Source organism: Sorangium sp. So ce117, from assembly GCF_051524395.1.
GTDB lineage: Bacteria > Myxococcota_A > Polyangia > Polyangiales > Polyangiaceae > Sorangium > Sorangium cellulosum_B.
Genome location: NZ_CP150309.1, coordinates 9,962,847 through 9,982,219 on the forward strand (window position 1 = coordinate 9,962,847; position 19,373 = coordinate 9,982,219).

Sequence of the window (19,373 nt, forward strand, 5' to 3'; positions counted from 1 at the left end):
GCCTGTCACATGCTGGCCACCGGCCGCTGTCGCGCGGCGGTGCCGATCAGCAGCATCGACGTGCCGCTGACGAGGACGTTGACGCCCACGAGCAGCCCGATCGCCCACGCCGCGGTGCTCGGCCAGCGCCACCAGATCAGGACCCCGAGCGCCAGCGCGAGCAGCCCGTCGAACAGGAGCCAGCCCCAGGCGGGCATCTCGCGATGCTGGAGCGCGCGGACGATCTTGAGGAAGCCTTCCGCGAAGAAGAAGGCCGCGAGGATCAAGGTCAGCGTGACCGTGCCCGTCAGCGGGAAGGCCACGATCAGGACACCCGCGGCGATCTGGAGCAGGGCGCTCGCGAGCGACCAGCCGGAGTTGGCCCATTGCCGGTGCTGGATGGCGTGGAGGCCCTGGAAGAGGCCGCTCGCCACCAGCACGGCCCCGATGGCGACCACCGTGACCAGCGAGGCGATCACGGGCATGAGGATCGCGAGAGCCCCAAGCACCAGAAGGGCGATGCCGAGCCCGATGAACGAGCCGCGGTTCTCTCGCAAGGTATGAGGCTCGACCAGTTGCAATCCGAAGCTCGTCGTATGAACAGGGTCCTCCCAGCGATCAGCCATGTGTGCACCCTCCTCTTCCCGGAGCTGGAGTTTCGCCGTAACCACAACCGCTATTCGAAGCCCAGCGCCTCACCGGCGTGCCCGCTCGCCGCAACGAGCGCCACGCGCTCCGCCGAGAGCGCATGAGCCGGGCGGGGCATGGCAGGGGTCGGGCCACGGCGAACAAGGTGCCGCCCCCGAGCGGTGTCAAGTGACTCCAGAGCGGCCGGCCTCGCGCGTCCGTGATCGGGTTGCTCACCCCCTCACGCCCGGGGGATGGTCGGCGGCCCTCTCCGCGGCGCGGTTCTACCAGCGATCCGCGCGGCCGGGCCGCTCAGCCGGCGAGCCAGCGCAGGAGCGCCCGCCCGCGCTCACTCGTACCACGTCGGCACGATCTCCCGCACCTCGGGCAGCGCGGCGATACGACAGACCTGGTCCCATGCCGCGTCCTCGAGCGCGCCATGGCGCGCCGTGCACTCGGCGTCTCCCGTGGGGAAGAAGTACAGGGTCTCTGCGGGCACATCGCACCTGGCGCGCCCCCTCGACGAGCCGGCCTGGATCGCGGGCGCGATGCCCCGCACGCGCGCGAGGAGCGCCGCGTCGTCCGACGGCAGGCAAAACTCCAGGGATCCATCGTTCACGCACCCCGTTTCCCGGGTGAACGCGAGCTTCTGGGTCGGGCACGTCGGCGCAGGGGGCGGAGGCCCCTCGACGACCCCGTCCCCCGGCGTGGACGGCGGCGCCGACGTACAGCTCGCCAAGCACGCTATCAGCCAATGAGAGATCGCGAATCGTCGCATGGATCCACTCCCCGTGTGCTCCGGCGGCGCACCTGCAGCCGATATCGCATGGACGCTGGACCTGTCAACCCGGAGGTCCTGCAGTTTGGGCTTGACGTCTCCAGGACGCTTGGGTGTGCTTTCCCCGGGCCTCGGCGGGCTTCAACCTCGACGACCTCGGGCTGGTGCAAAAATGAACGTGCGACTCCTTCTCTCGCTGTCCGCGCTGGGCGCGCCGCTGCTCGTCGCGACGAGCGGCTGGGCCAAGGACTACTACGTGGCGCCGGCGCCCGCCGGCGACGACGCGAACGCCGGCACCGAAGGCGCGCCGTTCGCGTCGATGGCCAAAGCGCAAAGCGTGGCCATGGCCGGCGACGTCGTCTACTTCAAAGGCGGCACGTACACGTACACGAAGGGCACCACGACCTGCTCGAGCGGGACGGCGATCATCAGCGGCGTGGTGCTGAACAAGAGCGGGAGCGCCGGCAACCTGATCAAGTACTGGGCGGCGCCCGGCGAGAAGCCCGTCTTCGATTTCGACGGCATCAAGGATTCCTGCCGTATCAAGGGCATCCTCGTCTCCGGGAATTACATTCACCTCAAGGGACTCGAGATCAAGGGCGTTCGCCAGAACAACAACCTGAACCACGAGTCCTGGGGCGTGTGGAATCAGGGCAGCAACAACATCTTCGAAGCGCTCGACGTCCACCACATCATGGGGGCCGGCATCTTCATCCAGCGCGGCAGCAACAACCTCGTGCTCAACTGCGACTCGCACGACAACTTCGACGAGCTCACGTCGAACGGCGCAGGCGAGAGCGCGGACGGCTTCGGCTGTCACGTCGGCGCCCGGGAGACCGGCAATGTATTCCGAGGCTGCCGCGCCTGGTGGAACGCCGACGACGGCTACGATTTCATCAACTCCGGCGCCGCCTGCCTCGTCGAGCGCTCGTGGGCCTGGTACAACGGCTACAAGCCGGGGACGCAGACCGGCATCGGCAACGGCAACGGCTTCAAGGGCGGCGGCTACGGCGCCGATCCGGCGAGGTTTCCGGCCGAACCCGCCGCGCACACGGTGCAGAACTGCCTCGCCGCCTTCAACAGGGCGGCAGGGTTTTACGCGAACCACCACCCGAGCACGCTCTACTTCTACAACAACACGTCGTACGGCAATCGCCCCGACTTCAACATGCTCGGGATGGATTCGAACGGGAACGACATCACCGTCGGGGTTTACCGGAACAATCTGGCGTTCGGCGGGACGCTGTTCTCGAACCGCAACGGCGCCGACGACGCGAACAACTCCTGGACGGCGGGGGGTGTCACGGTCTCGGACGCGGACTTTCAGAATCCGTCCGAAATGGGGCTGGACGCTCCGCGACAGGCGGACGGCAGCTTGCCGGTGCTCACGAATTTCCGCCTCGCGGCGGACAGCGACGCCATCGACAAGGGCGTCGACGTGGGGCTGCCCTACGCAGGCTCCGCTCCGGATTTCGGCTGCTTCGAGGCGGGGTTGGCCGAGACCGAGACCGCCGGGGCTTCCGGCACCGGCGGAGCGGGGAGCGCTGGCTCGGGCGGCGGCGGTACCGCGGATACGGGGTCGGGCGGCGCCAGCGCAGGCGGAGGAGCGGCAAGCGGAGGAGAGGCAAGCGGCGGCGCAACCAGCGGCGGCACGACGAGCGTCGGTAGCGGTGGACCCGTGGGCACGGGCGGCGATGGCGCCGATCCGAGCACGAGCAGCGCCGACGACTCGGCCGGCTGCGCGTGCACCACGCCTGGCGGCCACCGGCCGGATGCAGCGGGCTTTGCGCTCCTCAACCTCGTGCTCTGGTGCTTCAGGGCGCGCCGGAAGCGCCGAGTCCCTGCAAGTGGGTGAGCGCCGGGAGACGGATCGGGGTGGCGCGCCCACGTGGAGGCGCGCCGGCGGGACGGCGCTCAGCCAAAGACAGCGACGTTGTTCTTTACCATCAGGGCCTGGACGCAGGGTCCGAGGTACTGCTCGGGGATCTGCCACGATTGGACGATCTGGTTGAGCATCTGCTGCTCGGCGGGGGCGAGGTGCCCGTCTCCCATCGCGAGGTCGGCCGCGTTGGAGCCGCGTGCCCTGGCGTCGGGGCACACGGAGGGCGCACGGAGACGAGAGAGCTCAGGTCGATGCCCGTAAGGGCGGCGTAGGCGGTCTCGCTTGGCCGCACAGGTCGCGCGCGGTCGGTAGGTGGGGGGCGACGACGCCGAGTTTGCCGACGCGATCCTCGACCCAGCGACGCACCGGACGCGACTTGAGTCGCAGGCTCGATCGCAGCACGGACATAACCACGGCTCAGATCACCGTTGACGCCGCCCTTCCGGTGCGAGAACGGATGCGCCAATTTAGAAAAGGGAGGAAGCATGGGAGACGGCTTGAAGAAGGCGAGCGCACTCGTGCTGTGCGGCGGATTCGTGATGGTGCTCGCGTCGGCATGCGACTTGTCCTACACCTGCGACACAGTGGAGCCGGGAAGCGCGGGTGCTGGATACCCGACAGAATCCGCAGGGGCGGGAGACTACCCCAGCAACGGCGAAGAAGACGAGCCGGAAGACGACGATGTGGGCAGCGCACAGCTTGCGATGGCGGGGGGGTGCTCGCCGAGCAAGTCATGTACCGACATGTACGACGCTTGCTGGGATAAGGGTAGACCTTGCACGCGAGAAATCGAGTTCGGCAGGACTCTATGCGACATCTGTCGTGACGACTGTTACGACAAACGAGACTACTCCTGGGGCGAGTGTTATAAGTGCGGGTTTTATTGAACATGACGGACCTCACCTCCCTTCACAGAGCGACGCACGTCGCCTTCGATGCACGGACGACAGAACGCCTACTGCAGCTCGGAGCTACCAACGTCGTGCGTGCGGCCGATCGTCTTATCGTCGGACCTAACCGGCGGGATACCCTTGAACACGCTCGGGTGCGTGAAGAGTTGTGGAACTCTGATGAGAAGTGGGACCGGCTCTATTCGCCGGAAGTCCGTTGGAAGCCGCCCGTTATCCTGTGGGTGTCAGTGAGCTTACACGAGCGGGTGAACTTATGGAGGACTTGTAGCTGGTTGCGGCACCTGGGGGTCCAGTGCAGTGACGTTCTCATCGCCGAGTTCGAGTTTGTGTCAAGTACAATAGAAAGCTCTCCAGAACCATCAAGCGTTCCGCCCTTCAACTGCTCCGCGTCGGTCGCTCACTACCCTGATGAGGTGCTCCTGGATCGTCTCGACAAGGCGTGCCCTTGGCCAGCGGAACGCTACGATTGTGCCATTCACCTCTGGGAAAGCTACGCCGGTGAGAACCCGATGCCCTTCGTCGACAGCTGCATCGCCGGTGGCGAAGGCTTCCCAGAACTTGCTCCTCTGTGGGCGTTTCTCTCTTGCTTCTTTCCAAGGAAGACCACTGAAGGAGCCCTGCTCCTCAGCCGATTCGACGAACTGCTTCTCACTCTTTTGTCGGCGGAGTGGCAGACTCCGGTGGCCGTGGCCGTCCACAAATCACAAACGGGTATGAATTTGTGGCGGCTTCTCTCCTGTACAGGTGACCTGTTCTTAGGACGCCGATTGGAGCACTGGGCAGGCCACGAGTCGAGCGCGTTCGTAGAGCGCGCACCCGGCCCGAGGCCCGACATCCCAATGAAGTCGTTCGTCTATCGCCTCACCGAACGCGGGGTGCGGCTCCGAGACAAGGGGCTCGATCAGCTCTCGGACGCGCCACGCCTGCCCGTCGCCGGGACCGATGCGTACTCGCCTTCGGCCCCCTGGGTGCTGCTTGAAGACGGTCGGCTCGCTTGGCTGTGAGGGATAGCAGCGGCTCCGGCCAGAGCCTCCTCACCGGCTGCGCGGAGCGGGGCAACGTCGAGGGAAGCTCCGCCGGCTGCTTCTCCTCGGCGTCGGGTTCGGGCGCTTCGACAGATGGTTAGTTCCGCCAAGCCGACCCATCGCCGCATTTACGCTCGATCCGCTGCATGAGCCACGCGCGCAGCTATTACCGCGCGGTCTCGTTGATACCGAAGCTCCTCTTATCGAGCAGGCTTCTTGATGGCGAGGCGCCCTGCCCGGCGAAGCTGGCCATCATGGAGCGTGCTCGCTCCGCACGGGCAACGAGGGCGATGGCGTCCGGAGAGTGGCGGCGCCGTGCCGTCCGGTCAGCTGCTCGAAATTCTCACCACGGACCCCTCCCAGCACATTCGCGTCGGCCGAAGACGCCGCTGATGCCCGATCGCGGCCCCTTCCGTTCAGCCATCGAAGATTTCCAGCTATCGCTGCTCGCACGCCCAACTCACGACGGGGTAGGTCCACCCGAGGAGCGGAGCAGCGGCGCGGGGCCGGCCACAAAATAAGCGCCGAGGAGACCTGATCTTGGCCGACAGTCTCCTCGTCGTCCTCCGGTTCCAGTGCCCAGGAATCGAAGCGGTCGCAGTGTCGTCCAGAGCGCCATCGACAGCGCGCTCGACGGGACCACCGTCAGCCGGGGGGTGGACCATTTTTCGCGAGCAGAGGTGGGTCAATTCTCGCGAGCGCTGAAGCCCGACGCCTCCACTCAGAAGACACGGCGAGAGCCGTGTCTTTCTTCTTTTGTGTGCCCTGCGTGTGGCCTGGCAGATTTTGGGCAGCGCTGGATTTGGGGGGGACCGGTGTGAGCAGGGCCACCGAGAGCGGACACCGCGGGTGACGCCAGGGTATGGGGCTCCACGGCGGACACCCAGCCGGCGGGGCCGACCCCGGGTCCGAGGTCTGCGACCGGCCCCTCCAGCGCGGTCGGGCAAGCGGACGGACGCGGACCCCTTGACAAAGCAAGCACACTGCACAGTTTGAGCGTCCCTGGTGGGCTCAGACCGCAAGGGGTCGTCAGCGGTGGCTCAACTCCACCGGCGTGCGTCTGGTTCTTCGTCGTCCTCCTCGTGATCGTTCACGTTGCTGTTAGCTGGCCAACCCAGGAAGCTGCAAAGGAGGCAGGTATGACCAAGAATCGAATTGCTGCTAACTCGTTTAAAGTAGTTGCTCTTTCCACTTTCCACACATTGTGGGCGATGGGAACCAGCTACGCGGCGGGTGCCCTGGCGATCTGAGCCCACCAGACGTCCAACTTCCTTTCAACGGTCCACACCTATACGGCGCATCGAACGCCGCACCGGGGTGCTGGTTTGCTGGCGCAGCCGGGGGCCAGGCGAGCGAACACGAGGGTGCAAGCGTATAGGTGTAGGTGGGCCATAGCCGGCCGTCCCCCTCCGCTCTGCCGGCGGGCCCCCCTACCGACCGCATGCCCCGTCTTGACACGGGGCGGCATCTCCGCTGGCCTTAGATCGGGGTAGTTATGGGGGTAGCAGGAGCAGTAACTAGGACGGGAGAGACATCTCCAGGCGCGTGCGCGAAGCAGCGTGTACGGCATAGCAGCCTCCGCTGCCTTCAACGCTTTCACCACATCCGACTCCGCAGAGGCTGAAGTGAAGCAGTGAGACCCCTCCAGGAGCGCGATCAATATGACCTCGGGTATTCACGCGTTTGCTGACGAGTACGGCGATACAAACCTCGCAACCGAAAAGTCCGGCGTAACAGACTTCTTCATTGTTACGGCGATTTTGATCGAGGATCATAGCGTTGAAACGCTGAGAACTGCCGTCAACGAGATCCGCCGATCGAAGTTCGGCAATGGCGAGATGAAATCGAGTTCGATTGGATCTGACGACGTCCGACGCATCAAGGTGCTCGAGGCAGCCACCGCGTTACCCTACAAGTCATATAGCCTGGCGGTGGACAAGCGAGAACTAGATCGAGAAAGCGGGCTCGCATACAAGCGCTCCTTCTTCAAGCATCTAAACAAGCGCCTGCACGAGAGAATATACAGAATCTTCGACAACGTTACCACCATCGCAGACGAACATGGAACCGAAGATTTCATGGATGGATTCAAGAGGTACATAGATCGAGAGCTATCACCAACTCTATTTTCACGCCGACACTTCGAATTCAGAAACAGTCATTCGGAACCATTCTTGCAGCTCGCCGATCTAATCTCAGGGAGCATCGCCCGGGGGGTAGATCCCAAGAAGAAGTCGCCAAGGTCAAAGGAAATACTTGACCTGGTCGCCAAGCGATCCATCGGAATAGAATTCTGGCCGCCGATGTCGCTGCCAGAACCGGAGCAAGTCCTAGACGACCCACATCAGAGCAAGCATGACGAATTAGTGCGGCGACATGGCTTGCGTCAAGCGAGGCTATTCTTGCAAAAGCTCGCAGGAACGGGCGAACTGTCTGAAGCTCTCCAGGTGCAATCAGAAATACTTCATTTTCTTTTATTCAACGTTCAATTTGTAAGCGACTCGGACTTCGTCGCTACCGGCGCGATTGCTGATTGGCTCAAGACTAGCATCGGCCTCACGGTGCCCCACCAGCAGCTAAGGTACTATGTAGCATGCCTTCGGGACGCAGACGTGATCGTCGCAAGCAGCCCCAAGGGGTACAAAATACCTGTTTCGGTTGCGGACATGGCATCTTTCGTCGCTCACGCAAACACAATTATCCCGCCGATGCTTAAACGACTCGCTCGAGCCCGAAGCGAACTTCTCCTTGCCAGCTTGGGCGAGTTGGACATATTGCGAAACGACCACTTCGAAACATTGCGTCAACTCCTGGAGGCTGCCGACAAGGACCCGGCGTAAAATCACGTATGGTCGATACCGGCAGCCATGGTTACGCCAAGCAGGTTCATCCTATCACTCCGTCCGATCACCTGGACACCAAAACCGAATGAACCGTCGGCGACCCGGCGCACCGGTTGCACCCGGACGCAGGTTCGACAACGTCGCTTGAGGCCGCAACCGCCGCGCCGAGTTCGCCGCGCAACGGCTGCCCCCGGCGCTCGGCCTCCTCGGCACGGCCGCATAGGACAACTCACTGACCTCACCGACGTGGGCATCACCCTCGCTGGGCCCGCCGGACCCCTCTCCTTGCGCGCCTCCCCGGCCTTGGGCTGGAGCTCGGCTACGACGGCTGCGGCCTGTTCGCTGCGATCGGGCCGGCCGGGTCATGGTGGCGGGCGGCCGAGATCGGGGTGGAAGAGTAGCTGCGGCGTGCTCGCCCGACACTTCCTCGTACACCGTCCGCCCCACGGTGCACCGGCAAGTTACTCCGTACGCGTTCTGCGGACCACATCCTGTCTTCGAGCCTCTGCGCTGCGTAGAAATCCGCGCCGGAGGTGCCGATGGGCGAGAGCACACGCATCTGGCGCGACCACGTGGCGCGCTGGCACACGGGCGGGCACTACGCTCGCGTGTTCGCGGAGCAGGAGGGGGTCAATGCAGGCACGCTGTACTCCTGGAGCCGACGCCTGGGGATGAAGCGGAGATTGGAATGGCCCAACGATTACATCAAGCCGGCTTGTTGCGGAGCGCGAGCCCGATCCCGACCGCGGCCGCGCCGATCACGAACGGCAGGACGCCCATCGAGGCGCCGATGTTCACGCACTGATTGGCCTCCTCCGTGCCGGCGCGCCGGATCAACTCGCGCTGCGTGGCGTCGATCTCGACGCCGGGATAACCAAGCGCCGCTTCCACGCGGGCGATTCCGATGGATCGGCCGAGCAGCCCCACCGAGACGGCGCTGAGCCCCAGCAGCACGGCGATGGCGCCCGGGATCCAGGCCATGCCCCGCGCCTTCGTCGCCAGCATCCCCGCCCCCGCAAGGCCGATCGCGATGCCGGCTATCCCGGCCAGGAGGGCGAGCCACGCCGCCCACCCGCACGCCGTGAACGCTTCCAACACGCTCTGCATGCTGCCCCATTAACGCAGCGCCGACGCAGAGGGAAGCGTCGGGTTCACCGCATGGAACGCCTCGCTCACCCTACCGGCATCGGTTCATCGGCGGAGTCGGGCCCGCCAAGCTCTACGCGCGCACAGTGAGCGCGACGATCATCCCCGATTCATGCCGGGAGTCCACGCCGACCCAGATATCGAAGGCGGCTCAGGTCTGCGTGGAAGAACACCCGCTGGATCTTCCCGTCGGCCACCGCGAGCAGCAGCGCTGCGAAGGGTCGATCCCCGGCCCAGAACACGACTGCCGGTTGCCCGTTGAGCTCGTGCTCTTCGACCTGAAGCTCGCCTTCCCGCGCCGCCGTCGTCGCGGCCACGAACGCCGCGATGCGCGCCGCTCCGTACAGCGGCCGCGGCAGGTTGCGCTGCCGCCCGACGGCGCGGCCCTCCGCCCCTCCGTCGGTGATCATGGTCGCGTCCTCCGCAAGGAGCTCCACGAGCGCCCGCGTGTCCCCGGCCGAAGCGGCGTTCAAGAACGCTCGGAGCAGCCGCCGGTGCTCGTCGGGCCGCGCCATCAGGACGCGCCGCTCCATCGCGATGTGCTGGCGCGCGCGCTCGAGCAGTTTGCGGCACGCCGCCGCGTTGTTGCCGACCAGCGCTGCGATCTCCTGGTGCTCGAAGTCGAACACGTCGTGGAGCAGGAGCACGGCGCGCTCCGCAGGCGTCAAGCGCTGGAGCATCACCAGGAATGCCATGGACACCTCCTCGATCCGCTCGACGCGCGATATACCTCCTTCGTCGAGGTCCACGGGCTCTGGCAGCCTGTCGGCGCGGCTCTCTTCGCGCCGCGCCCTGGCGGAGTCGAGCTCGCTCAGGCACAGGCGTGTGACCACCGTCGTCAGGTACGCCTTCGGAGAGCTCGCCTCGACCTCGTGGCCTTCCCAGCGAAGCCAGGCCTCCTGCACCATGTCCTCGGCGCGCCCCATGTCGCCGAGCATGCGGTACGCGAGCACGACGAGGTCCCGACGACACGATTCGAACGCGGCGAGCCGGCGCGCTGAGGAGCTGGTCGTCATCGGAAGGATCTCGCATCCATGAGCGCGGTGTTCAAGGTGACCGCCGCCTGGCGAGCCCAACGACCTCTCGCGCGTGGGTGCGTTGCTCGACACAATCCAGCAAGAACGCCGCGACCGCGCGGAACGACATGACGGCGGCGCCCGCCGGGAGCGCCTCAGCCTCACTCCGGTAGCCCTCGTCATGCGCGTCGACCAGCCGAGGCGGCCTCGCGATCGTGAAGTTGCAGCCGCTCGCCCGGACGACGGTCTCCATCGCGACGAGATCGCGCAGGTGGTGCGTGAGGAGCCGGCGGAACAGGGCGAAGCGGAGACCTTTCACCGGAAACAGGAGCGCAGCCGACACGACGGCGATGCGCTCCACACCCGCCGTCGTCATCGCGGCCACCGTGCTGGCGGCGCACTCCGCGAGCAACGTGCTCGGCCGAAACGCCTCGCGCGCGGGCGGGCCGAGCGCCGAGAGGACGGCGTCGTGCCCGTCGAGGGCGCGCGCGAGCTGCTCGACCTGTAGCGGGTCGCCTTGGACGACGGTCAGCGCGCCGTCGCGGCGCGCGATCTTCTGCGGAGATCGAACGAAGGCGGTCAGACGATGGCCTCTCGCGAGGCCAAGGTCGAGGATGTGTTTGCCGGTCCGGCCGGTCGCGCCGAGAAGGAGGAGTCGCATGGCATCCTGAAGACCGGACGGGGGGCGAAGATGTGACGAGGATCGTGCAATTTTTCGGAGAGGGGGCGCCCCTTCGGTACCTCGGCTTCCTTCGGCCTGCCCATCCTCCACGCCGACATCGCCACCGGCCGAGCGGCGACAGCGCGGAAGGTCGCCTCTCATGTCGTGAGCGGCGTCCCCCTGACGTGGAGCAGAGCCCCCCACCCTGCGAGCCTTCGCCTCCAGCTGACCACAGGAGGCGCTGGCGCCAGCGCCGGGCACGCGACATCTGCGATTCCGCCCCGATTCCCACGAGGCAGCGCTCCGGCTACGCTCCGCGCTCCGAGGTGCACCCGATGAAGGTTTGGCGAATCGAACGCATGATCGTGATTCCAGCAGCGTTCTGCGCTGCGGCGTGCGCCGCTCCAGGCCCGAACGAAGGACCGCTCACGGCCGCGCGCGCGGCGCTCACCGTCACCGAGGGCCAGAAGCTGACCGAGGAGACTCCGGCCCTCCAGCGCGTGTTCGGGTTCGCGGTCGCGGGCAGCGGCGACACGGCGCTGATCGGAGCGCCGGACGAGAACAGCCTGACCCGCGGCGCTGCGCACGTCTACACCGTGAACGGCGGGGCCGCGACGCTCGACGCCACGCTCGTGCCCAGCGACGGCGAAAACGGCATGGTGTTCGGCCGTCAGGTGGCCCTCGACGGCAATACCGCTGCCGTCATGGCCAGCGCCAATTACGAGGTGCGGCCGTACGAAGAGCGCGTTTATGTGTTTGTCCGGAGCGACGGCGCCTGGTCGGAGCAAGCGAAGCTGACCGTCCCCGAGGATCCGGCGTTGAGCTTCTCGAGGATGGCGGTCGACGTCGGTGGGGACACGCTCGTCGCGAGCACGGTGGGAGAGGACATCGACATCGTGCTGGGCAAGGCATTTGCGTTCACGAGGACGGGCGACGCGTGGTCTCCGCGGGTGGAGCTCGTGCCTCAGGACAGCCCTCGGGGATTCGGCTGGTCGGTCGCTGTGTCGGGCGACACGGCGATCGTGGGCGCGGCGGCGGATTCGCCCGAAGGCAGCGAGTTCGCCGGCTCGGCCTACGTGTTCGTGCGGGATGGGGGCAGCTGGACGCAACAGGCGAAGCTCCTGCCGCATGACATGAGCGCCCGCGCGTCCTTCGGCTTCTCGGTCGATCTCGCCGGGGACACCGCGGCGATCGGAGCCAAGAGCGCGGTGTACATCTATACGCGGAGCGGCGGCGCCTGGACCGAGCAGGCGAAGCTCGTGCCCGCCTTGAGAGGGAGCGAGGCGACAGGGGTGCAGCTCCTGGGCAACGCCGTGGTCGCCGGGTTCGTCGGCGTGGCTGACAACAAGGGGATCGTGTCCGTGTTTCACGGAGGAGAAGGAACATGGACGGAGGCGCGGACGCTCGCGCCGTCGGATGGGCAAACGCTGGACTTTTTCGGGTGGAGCACGGGATACGCTGGCGGGGGCGTGGTCGTCGGGGCGCCGTACCACAGCGCCCCTCTGGACCGAAGCGGCGCGGCCTATGTGTACGCGCTGCCGTCCCTGGACGGCGCGGCGTGCGTGGCCGACACCGATTGCCTGAGCGGCTCCTGCGAGGCCGGCCAGTGCGCGCCCGGGGGCAGCAGCGGCGCGGGCGGCGGCGGTGATGCCGGCGGCGGCGGCTCTGGCGGTGATGCCGGCGGCGACGCGAGCAGCACTGTTGCGGGCGGCGGCGGCGCGAGCAGCAGTGTTGCCGGCGGCGGCGGCACTGGCGGTGAGGCGGGCAGCGGCGGCGCTGGCGGTGATGCCGGCGGCGGTGGCGCGAGCAGCACTGTTGCGGGCGGCGGCGGTGCTGGCGGTGATGCCGGCGGCGGCGGCGCAAGCAGCAGTGTTGCGGGCAGCGGCGGCTCTGGCGGTGATCCGGGCAGCGGCGGCTCTGGCGGTGATCCGGGCAGCGGCGGCGCGAGCAGCAGTGTTGCGGGCGGCGGCGGGAACGCGGGCAGTAGCACGGCGTCGGCCGGTACAGGCAATCCTGGAACCGACGTCGGCGGGGGTGGCGGCTGCCGCATTGGCGGTCCAGGTCAGCCGACGCGCAGCGCTTCCGCGCTCATGGCCTTCGCGCTCGCGCTGGCCGTCTTGCCGGCAAGGCGCCTCAGCGATGCGCGCCGCCGGCGGCAGGCGGCCCGGGATACGGCCCTCCCGGCCTGACACCGCAGCTCGCCCGCTGCGGGCCCTTGCCGGTCGGGATCGCCTCGCCCATGTTCCCGGCCACAAGGCCGTGTCGCGCCGCCGAGCCCGGGCGGCCGGTCCTGCCTCTCCGCGTCGCCAGCTCGTCGAGAGACAATGGACGCCTCTATCCCTGGAATCCCAGCACCGGGCGAGATCCTCGCAGAGAGGTATCGGGTCGAGCGTGTGCTCGGGCGCGGCGGGATGGGCGTGGTCCTCGCCGCGGAGCACGTGGCGCTGAGACAGCCGGTCGCGCTGAAGCTGCTGCTCCCCGGCTGCATGCGCACGGCCGACGCCGTGGAGCGCTTCCTGCGTGAGGCCCGCGCCGCCGCGTCGCTCCAGGACAGGCACGTGGTGCGCGTGCTCGACGCCGGCCTGCTCGACGCAGGCACGCCGTACCTGGTCATGGAGCGCCTGACGGGGCTGGACCTCCGGGAGGTGCTCGGCGCGCGCGATCACCTCCCCGTCGCCGAAGCGGTCGACCTCGTCTTGCAGGCGTGCGAGGCGATCGCCGAGGCCCACGCGCACGGCATCGTCCACCGCGATCTGAAGCCGGCCAATCTGTTCCTGGCGAGGGATGAGCACGGGTCGGCGCTCCTCAAGGTGCTCGATTTCGGCCTGTCGAAATCCACCGTGGATGACGGGACCGGGAGCCTCACGACCTCGAACGTGATCGCGGGCTCGATGCCGTACATGGCACCCGAGCAGGCGCTCAGCTTGAAGTGGGCAGACGAGCGCGCCGACATCTGGGCGCTCGGCGTGATCCTTTATGAGCTCATCACCGGGCACCGCCCCTTCGAGGTCGGGTGGACGCCGGAGAGCCTGCTCGCGGGCGTCGAGGCCCCGCCCGCGGCCATCCGCGCGTGGGGAGTCGACGTGCCGGCGGCGCTCGAGAGCGCGATCCTGCGCTGCCTGGAGAAGGATCGACGCCTGCGCCCACAGACGATCGTCGAGCTGGCCCAGGCGATTGAGCCGTTCGGCACGCCGGCATCCAGCGCCTCTGTCGAGCACATCCGCAGCTACCGCGCGCCGGGTGACGCCTGCGAGCGGCCTGACCGCTGCGATCCATCCCTCGCGGCCACCGAGCAGCTCTCACCCGCGCGAGGAGACAGCGGCAGCACCGGTGAGAGATCGCCCCATGGCGCCAGCAGCGCGCAGCGGCCGTCGGCCGGCGCGCAGCCGCGCTCGCACCGGTCCGTGAGCCCGCTCGTCACGTCCACCCTCCCCGAGGGAGCGGCGGACCTGCAGCACAACGCGGCCGCCAGCCCGGCCGCACCGGCGCGGCCCTGGCGGGGCTTCACCGTGATCCTGGGCGGCGCCGTCGCGGCCGCCGCGCTGCTCGCCTTCGGGCTCACCCGCATGGCGCCGACGGCGCCCTCGGCGATCGCGCCGGAGCGGCTCGCCAGCTTCGCGCCCCTGCCCGCCGGCCCGGCGAAGCCGCCGGACCCGGCCGCCGCGGCGCAGATCAGGCTGGGCCGGATGCTCTTCCACGATCCGCGCCTGTCCAGGAACCACGACCTCACCTGCGCCTCGTGCCACCCGCTCGACGCCTGGGGCGTGGATCACAGGAAGTTATCGCGCGGGAGCGGGGGTCTCGAGCCCCCGCGGAACACGCTGAGCGTCTACAACGTCGCCGGCTACTCCGCGCTGCTGTGGGATGGCCGGCAGAACAACCTCGTGGATCAGGCCAAGGAAGAGCTCCAGTCCCGGAGCGCGATGGCGTCGACGCCCGAGGGCATCGAGGCGGCGCTGCGCTCGTCCAGGGGGTACAGGCAGGCGTTCGCGCTGGCGTTTCCCGGGCAGCCGCAGGCCGTGACGTTCGACAACGTCGCGCGGGCGCTCGCGGCGTTCGAGGCCACGCTGTTCACGCGGAGCCGCTGGGACGTGTTCCTCGAGGGGGACAAGACCGCGCTGAGCGCCGAGGAGAGGGCGGGCTTCAACGTGTTCGTCGAGCTCGGCTGCGTCTCGTGCCACTTCGGGCCCGACCTCGGCGCGACGATGTACCAGAAGACCGGGCTCGTGAAGCCGTGGCCCGACACGAAGGACAGGGGCCGCTACGAGATCACGCGGCGGGACGTCGACTGGATGGTCTTCCGGGTGCCCAGCCTGCGCAACGTCGCCAAGACAGGCCCCTACTTCCATGACGGCTCGGTCTCTTCGCTGGAGGAGGCCGTGAGGATGATGGCGAGACACCAGCTCGGGAAGGAGCTCTCCGACAAGGAGGTGCACCTGATCACCCGCTGGCTCGACAGCCTGACGGGCGAGATCCCCCGCGCCGACATCGAGCTCGACGAGGCGTCGCGCGCGATCGTGCTGGAGCCCGGATACCCAGGAAAATTGTGATCCACCTTAGCCCGTGGCTGGGATAACATCGCCCTGGAAGGGTGATGGACGCGCAGAAGACCATGGCGCTCGAGGCGGAGCTGGACGCGTTGCAGAAGGAAGTGCAGCGCCTGCGCTCCCGCGTCGCCGAGCTGGAGGAGGCCGGCCGCGGCTTCCCGGAGCGCTTGCTCGACGCGCTGCCCAGCCTCGTTTACGTGCTCGATCTCGATGAGGGGCGGTACGTCTACCGGAACCGGGAGCTCGCCGATCTCGTCGGAGAGGGCGGCGGAGCCGCGGCAGGCTCGCCCCGCGGCGACGGCCTGTCCCCGAGAGTCCATCCGGACGATATCGGCCGCATCGAGGAGTACCGGGCTCGCGTGGCCGCCTCGGAGAGCGGGGAGCAGGCGACGGTGGAGTACCGCGTGCGCGGTCGCGACGGCGGCTGGCGATGGTTCGTCGAGCGAGGCGTCGCGCTCGGCCGCGATCCGGAGGGACCGGGGCGGCGGATGCTGGGGTCGGCGCACGACATCACCGCGCGCAAACATACGGAGCAGATGCTCGAGCGGAGCGAGAGCCTGCTCCATGGGTTCCTCGAATACACGCCGTCCATGATGGTCGCGGTGGACGCCGCGGGCCGGCTCCTCCTCGTGAACCGCGAAATCGAGTCGTATTACAAGATGAGCCGCGAGGAATTGCTGGGGCGGGTCGTCTACGACCTTCTCCCGCCGCCGGCGGCCGCCTCGATACGAAAGGCCAATGAAGAGGTGGCGGCCGCCGGACGCCCGGCCGCCTCCGAGCATGTGCTCGTCTTCCCGAGCGGTCCGCGCACCTACCTGTCGACCAAGTTCCCCATCCGCGACGCCGAGGGGGAGATCTACGCGGTCGGGACGATCTCGGTGGACATCAGCCGAGCCAAGCAGGCCGAGGCCGAGCGCGCGGAGATGCAGCGGCAGCTCATCGAGATGCAGCAGGCGACGATCCAGGAGCTCATCACGCCGCTCCTGCCGCTGGCGCCCGGCGTCGTCGCGATGCCGATCGTCGGGAGCGTCGACCCGGCGCGCGCCGAGCAGATCCTGACGACGTTGCTTGAAGGGATCGCCGCCCAGCAGGCCAGGATCGCCATCCTCGACATCACCGGGGTGAAGGTCGTCGACGAGCGGGTGGCGCAATCCTTCGTCGACGCGGCCCGGGCCGCGGGATTGCTCGGCACCCGGGTCGTGCTCACCGGGATCAAGCCGCAGATCGCGCAGACGCTCACGACGATGGGCGCCGATCTGAGCGGCATCGTCACCAAAGGGACCCTGGAGAGCGGCATCGCCTACGCACTGGGACGCCAGCTCCGCTGGTGACCGAGCGCGCTCCCACCGAGCGACCGGGTGTACGCGGATACGCACAAGGCCTTCACGGCATTGGCGAAGCCCGCGAGGACCTCGGGAGAGCAGGTTCCTGGCGCCCCTGACGGTGTACTCTATGGATGACATGCGCCCGCGCCCATAACGGAGCGCGGGGCGCTGTCGATACAACGTGCGATGTGACCCAGGAGGTTGCCTATGAAGCCTGGAGTGATGCCGTTGCGTGGCGCGATCGTGGTGACCATGGCCGTCAGCCTGGTCGCGGGGGCAGCGCTGGCCCGCGGCGTGCCGATGCTGGAGAGTTACGATCCAATGCCCGGTCCCTCGCCGTGGGGCCCTGACGACGAGGCGGGCGCCTCCAACACGCAGACGCCGGACAAGGTCCTCAAGGGAAAGCGCCTGATCAAGGAGGGCAAGGTCTATCGTCTGGGTCACGTCTACGAGCCCGGTATGCCGACGTTCCCGGGCAACCAGGGGCTCTCCGTGGAGGCCGGGCCGACCGCGGTCATCCAGCAGCAGGTCACGAACTCCGAGGTGATGCACGGGGAGTTCGGCCAGATGGGGACGGAGTTCGACGCGCTGGGCCATTTCGGCTACATCCCGCCCGGGAGCACGGACCCCGCCGACGCGCTCTTCTACAATCAGTTCACCGGCGCCGAGATCCTCACGGAGGACGGGCTCGCGCACCTCGGCGTCGAGCACGTGAAGCCGCTCGTCACGCGCGGCGTGCTCCTCGACGTCAAGCGCTACGCGAACGGCGGGCAGACGCTCGCGTTCGGCCAGGAGATCACGCTGGCCATGGTGAAGAAGACGCTGCGCGCGCAGAAGATGGATGAGCGCGACATCGGCGTCGGCGACGTCGTGCTGATCTTCACGGGCTGGGAGGAGAACTGGGAGCTCGGCACCGAGGGGTATTACACGCAGCCAGGCGTGGGGCTGGCCCAGCCGGGGATCGGGCTCGAGGTCGCGAAGTGGCTCGCATCGAAGGGCATCGCCTGCGTCGGGTCGGACAACTTCGGCATCGAGGTCACCCCGCCGAAGCCTCCGGTGGCGCCGGGGGTGGTCTTCCCGGTGCACCATCACCTGCTGGTGAAGAGCGGAATCTTCATGCACGAGGTGATGGTGCTCTCGGAGCTGGCCGCGGATCTGGCCGCGGAGCTCCAGGAGCGGCCCCACGGCCACAAGAGCCCCTACGAGTTCTTCTACGTCTACAGCCCGCTGCCCCTCCGGGGCGCGTCCGGATCACCGGGCATCCCGCTCGCGATCCGGTGAGCGGCTCGGCGCGCCGGCGCCGCGCGCGCCCGCGTCACCCGGCGAAGCGTTGATGCCCCTGGACCATTCTGCCAGCCGAGCGCATCCCTCGCCCCTCCTGTCCAGGGTTTGCCACTGCGCGTCAGAGCGATTCACGCTGTGGGGCTCGCCGGGCTGGTTTCCAGGACGTGTCCGAGGCGTCTCTTCCCGCGGCGTCGAAGGAACAATCAGGCCACGCCGGCGAACTCGGCAGCTCCACCCGGGGTGCCAGGCCTGCTCGCTCCGCTGCTCTGGGTCTGATAGAATGGTCGTTGGCCATGCTCGAGCTCCTCCACAACGCGCACCACACGGTGACGATCGACCCGGTTTCGCAGATCGCCCGGGTCACGAGGAGCGCGCTGCCGTCCGAGTCTGTCGCGCAGTTCGAGGAGCTGTGGATGGAGGTGAGCCGCGCGCTCGACCGGGTCGACCGCCATCGGCTGTGTCTGCTCATCGATCTGCGCGCCGCGGTGGGGCGGAACGACCCGCAGTTCGAGGCGGCGATGCAGCGGATTCGGCCGCCCGTGATGGGCCGCTTCCGGCGCGTCGCCATCCTCGTGCGGACGACCGCGGGGGCGCTGCAGATCCAGCGCCATTTCCGCGAGGACGGCATCGATCGGATGATCGGCAGCGAAGAGGCCCGGCTGCTCGACTACCTCCGAGAAGCACCGGCGCGCGTCCGTTGATGCGGGTCGCGATCGGCGCAGCCCCCCAGACGCGCGCAGCTGCGCCGTCTGCGATCCGCGTCGAGGTGTCCTCCGTCCGGCGATATCCATCGCGGTGTCCCATGCTCCGTGAGGAGACGATGATCCGGAGTCACCCCCGGCGCCGCCGCAGGGGGAACCGCCGCCAACCACGCTCCATCCCAGACCGCCCCCCGGCCTGCCCTCTACAGTGCCCAGGCGAGCCAGACGCGGCTCACCTTTCGTGACCGGCCGGCGACGATTTTTGTAACCTGGCGAAAATAAACGAATTTATGGGCCAGCGACCGCGCCGTCCGCGCGGGCTCTCGGCGAGCTCCTGGGCCGGCGAGAGCCCGCGAGAGACGTGGCCAGTCGAAGACTGGGACGGATCACCACGCCTGGGCCGCTGCCCATGTCCTTATCGAGCTTTGCGGCCCCCTTACTCCGGTCTTCCCGTTTGTTGTGCGATGTGCTTGTCAGTTCACGAATTCGCCGTATAGTGGATTCGAGTCGCGCCCTGCCGTCCGCAATCTGGTCCTGCGGCGTGTCGCAGCGCTCGTGTCGATCCGTCAGGTCCGTCCCGGTTTCGCGCTGGCGATGCCCTGGACGATGTGTTCCGTACCGGAGAAACACGGCGCGACGGGAGGACAG

At 67.7% G+C, this 19,373-nt stretch carries 14 protein-coding genes and 1 pseudogene; 9 read left to right on the top strand and 6 right to left on the bottom strand.

All coding sequences use genetic code 11. The annotated features are described in order from the left end of the window. Nucleotides 1–5 precede the first annotated feature (5 nt). A complete protein-coding gene (locus WMF46_RS37335) occupies nucleotides 6–605 on the bottom strand; it encodes an HdeD family acid-resistance protein (RefSeq protein ID WP_437981579.1) in 600 nt (199 codons plus the stop codon). Nucleotides 606–955: 350 nt separating this feature from the next. Continuing rightward, on the bottom strand, nucleotides 956–1,345 hold the full coding sequence (locus tag WMF46_RS37340) for a hypothetical protein (RefSeq protein WP_437981580.1): 390 nt from the start codon (nucleotides 1,343–1,345) through the stop codon (nucleotides 956–958). Between the two features lie 217 nt (nucleotides 1,346–1,562). Here WMF46_RS37340 and WMF46_RS37345 point away from each other — a divergent pair, with 217 nt between their 5' ends. Next, a complete protein-coding gene (locus WMF46_RS37345) occupies nucleotides 1,563–3,239 on the top strand; it encodes a right-handed parallel beta-helix repeat-containing protein (RefSeq protein WP_437981581.1) in 1,677 nt (558 codons plus the stop codon). Between the two features lie 59 nt (nucleotides 3,240–3,298). Here the strand turns inward: WMF46_RS37345 and WMF46_RS37350 are convergent, their stop codons facing one another. Beyond that, nucleotides 3,299–3,436 (bottom strand): hypothetical protein, encoded by a 138-nt coding sequence (locus WMF46_RS37350; protein WP_437981582.1) that lies wholly within the window; start codon nucleotides 3,434–3,436, stop codon nucleotides 3,299–3,301. Between the two features lie 1,154 nt (nucleotides 3,437–4,590). Here WMF46_RS37350 and WMF46_RS37355 point away from each other — a divergent pair. The 3 genes and pseudogenes from WMF46_RS37355 to tnpA all read left to right on the top strand — a co-directional run. Next, nucleotides 4,591–5,181, top strand: a complete 591-nt coding sequence (locus WMF46_RS37355) for a hypothetical protein (RefSeq protein ID WP_437981583.1) — start codon at nucleotides 4,591–4,593, stop codon at nucleotides 5,179–5,181. Between the two features lie 1,682 nt (nucleotides 5,182–6,863). Further along, nucleotides 6,864–8,042, top strand: coding sequence for a DUF3800 domain-containing protein (locus WMF46_RS37360; protein WP_437981584.1), 1,179 nt, complete (start codon nucleotides 6,864–6,866; stop codon nucleotides 8,040–8,042). A gap of 542 nt (nucleotides 8,043–8,584) precedes the next feature. Next, nucleotides 8,585–8,710, top strand: a pseudogene (tnpA, locus tag WMF46_RS37365) (IS66 family insertion sequence element accessory protein TnpA); the annotation flags it as partial. Between the two features lie 40 nt (nucleotides 8,711–8,750). Here the strand turns inward: tnpA and WMF46_RS37370 are convergent. The 3 genes from WMF46_RS37370 to WMF46_RS37380 all read right to left on the bottom strand — a co-directional run bounded on the left by WMF46_RS37370 (nucleotide 8,751) and on the right by WMF46_RS37380 (nucleotide 10,868). Next, nucleotides 8,751–9,152, bottom strand: a complete 402-nt coding sequence (locus WMF46_RS37370) for a hypothetical protein (protein WP_437988039.1) — start codon at nucleotides 9,150–9,152, stop codon at nucleotides 8,751–8,753. A 149-nt stretch (nucleotides 9,153–9,301) separates the two neighbouring features. Continuing rightward, nucleotides 9,302–10,207: a sigma-70 family RNA polymerase sigma factor gene (locus tag WMF46_RS37375; protein WP_437981585.1), complete on the bottom strand. Its 906-nt coding sequence runs from the start codon at nucleotides 10,205–10,207 to the stop codon at nucleotides 9,302–9,304. A gap of 31 nt (nucleotides 10,208–10,238) precedes the next feature. After that, nucleotides 10,239–10,868, bottom strand: coding sequence for an NAD(P)-dependent oxidoreductase (locus WMF46_RS37380; RefSeq protein ID WP_437981586.1), 630 nt, complete (start codon nucleotides 10,866–10,868; stop codon nucleotides 10,239–10,241). Nucleotides 10,869–11,203: 335 nt separating this feature from the next. Here WMF46_RS37380 and WMF46_RS37385 point away from each other — a divergent pair, with 335 nt between their 5' ends. From WMF46_RS37385 to WMF46_RS37405, 5 genes are all read left to right on the top strand, one after another. After that, nucleotides 11,204–13,057, top strand: a complete 1,854-nt coding sequence (locus WMF46_RS37385) for a hypothetical protein (RefSeq protein WP_437981587.1) — start codon at nucleotides 11,204–11,206, stop codon at nucleotides 13,055–13,057. Nucleotides 13,058–13,192: 135 nt separating this feature from the next. After that, entirely contained in the window at nucleotides 13,193–15,418 is a 2,226-nt protein-coding gene (locus WMF46_RS37390; RefSeq protein ID WP_437981588.1) for a cytochrome c peroxidase, read from the top strand. 44 nt (nucleotides 15,419–15,462) lie between these two features. Then, the gene (locus WMF46_RS37395; RefSeq protein ID WP_437981589.1) at nucleotides 15,463–16,746 is read left to right on the top strand and encodes a PAS domain-containing protein; all 1,284 of its coding nucleotides are present in this window, start codon (nucleotides 15,463–15,465) and stop codon (nucleotides 16,744–16,746) included. 201 nt (nucleotides 16,747–16,947) lie between these two features. Beyond that, nucleotides 16,948–18,021 carry a cyclase family protein gene (locus WMF46_RS37400; protein ID WP_437981590.1) on the top strand — a complete coding sequence of 358 codons (1,074 nt, stop codon included), beginning with the start codon at nucleotides 16,948–16,950 and terminating at the stop codon, nucleotides 18,019–18,021. A 296-nt stretch (nucleotides 18,022–18,317) separates the two neighbouring features. Next, nucleotides 18,318–18,725, top strand: a complete 408-nt coding sequence (locus WMF46_RS37405; RefSeq protein ID WP_437981591.1) for a hypothetical protein — start codon at nucleotides 18,318–18,320, stop codon at nucleotides 18,723–18,725. Nucleotides 18,726–19,373 lie beyond the last annotated feature (648 nt).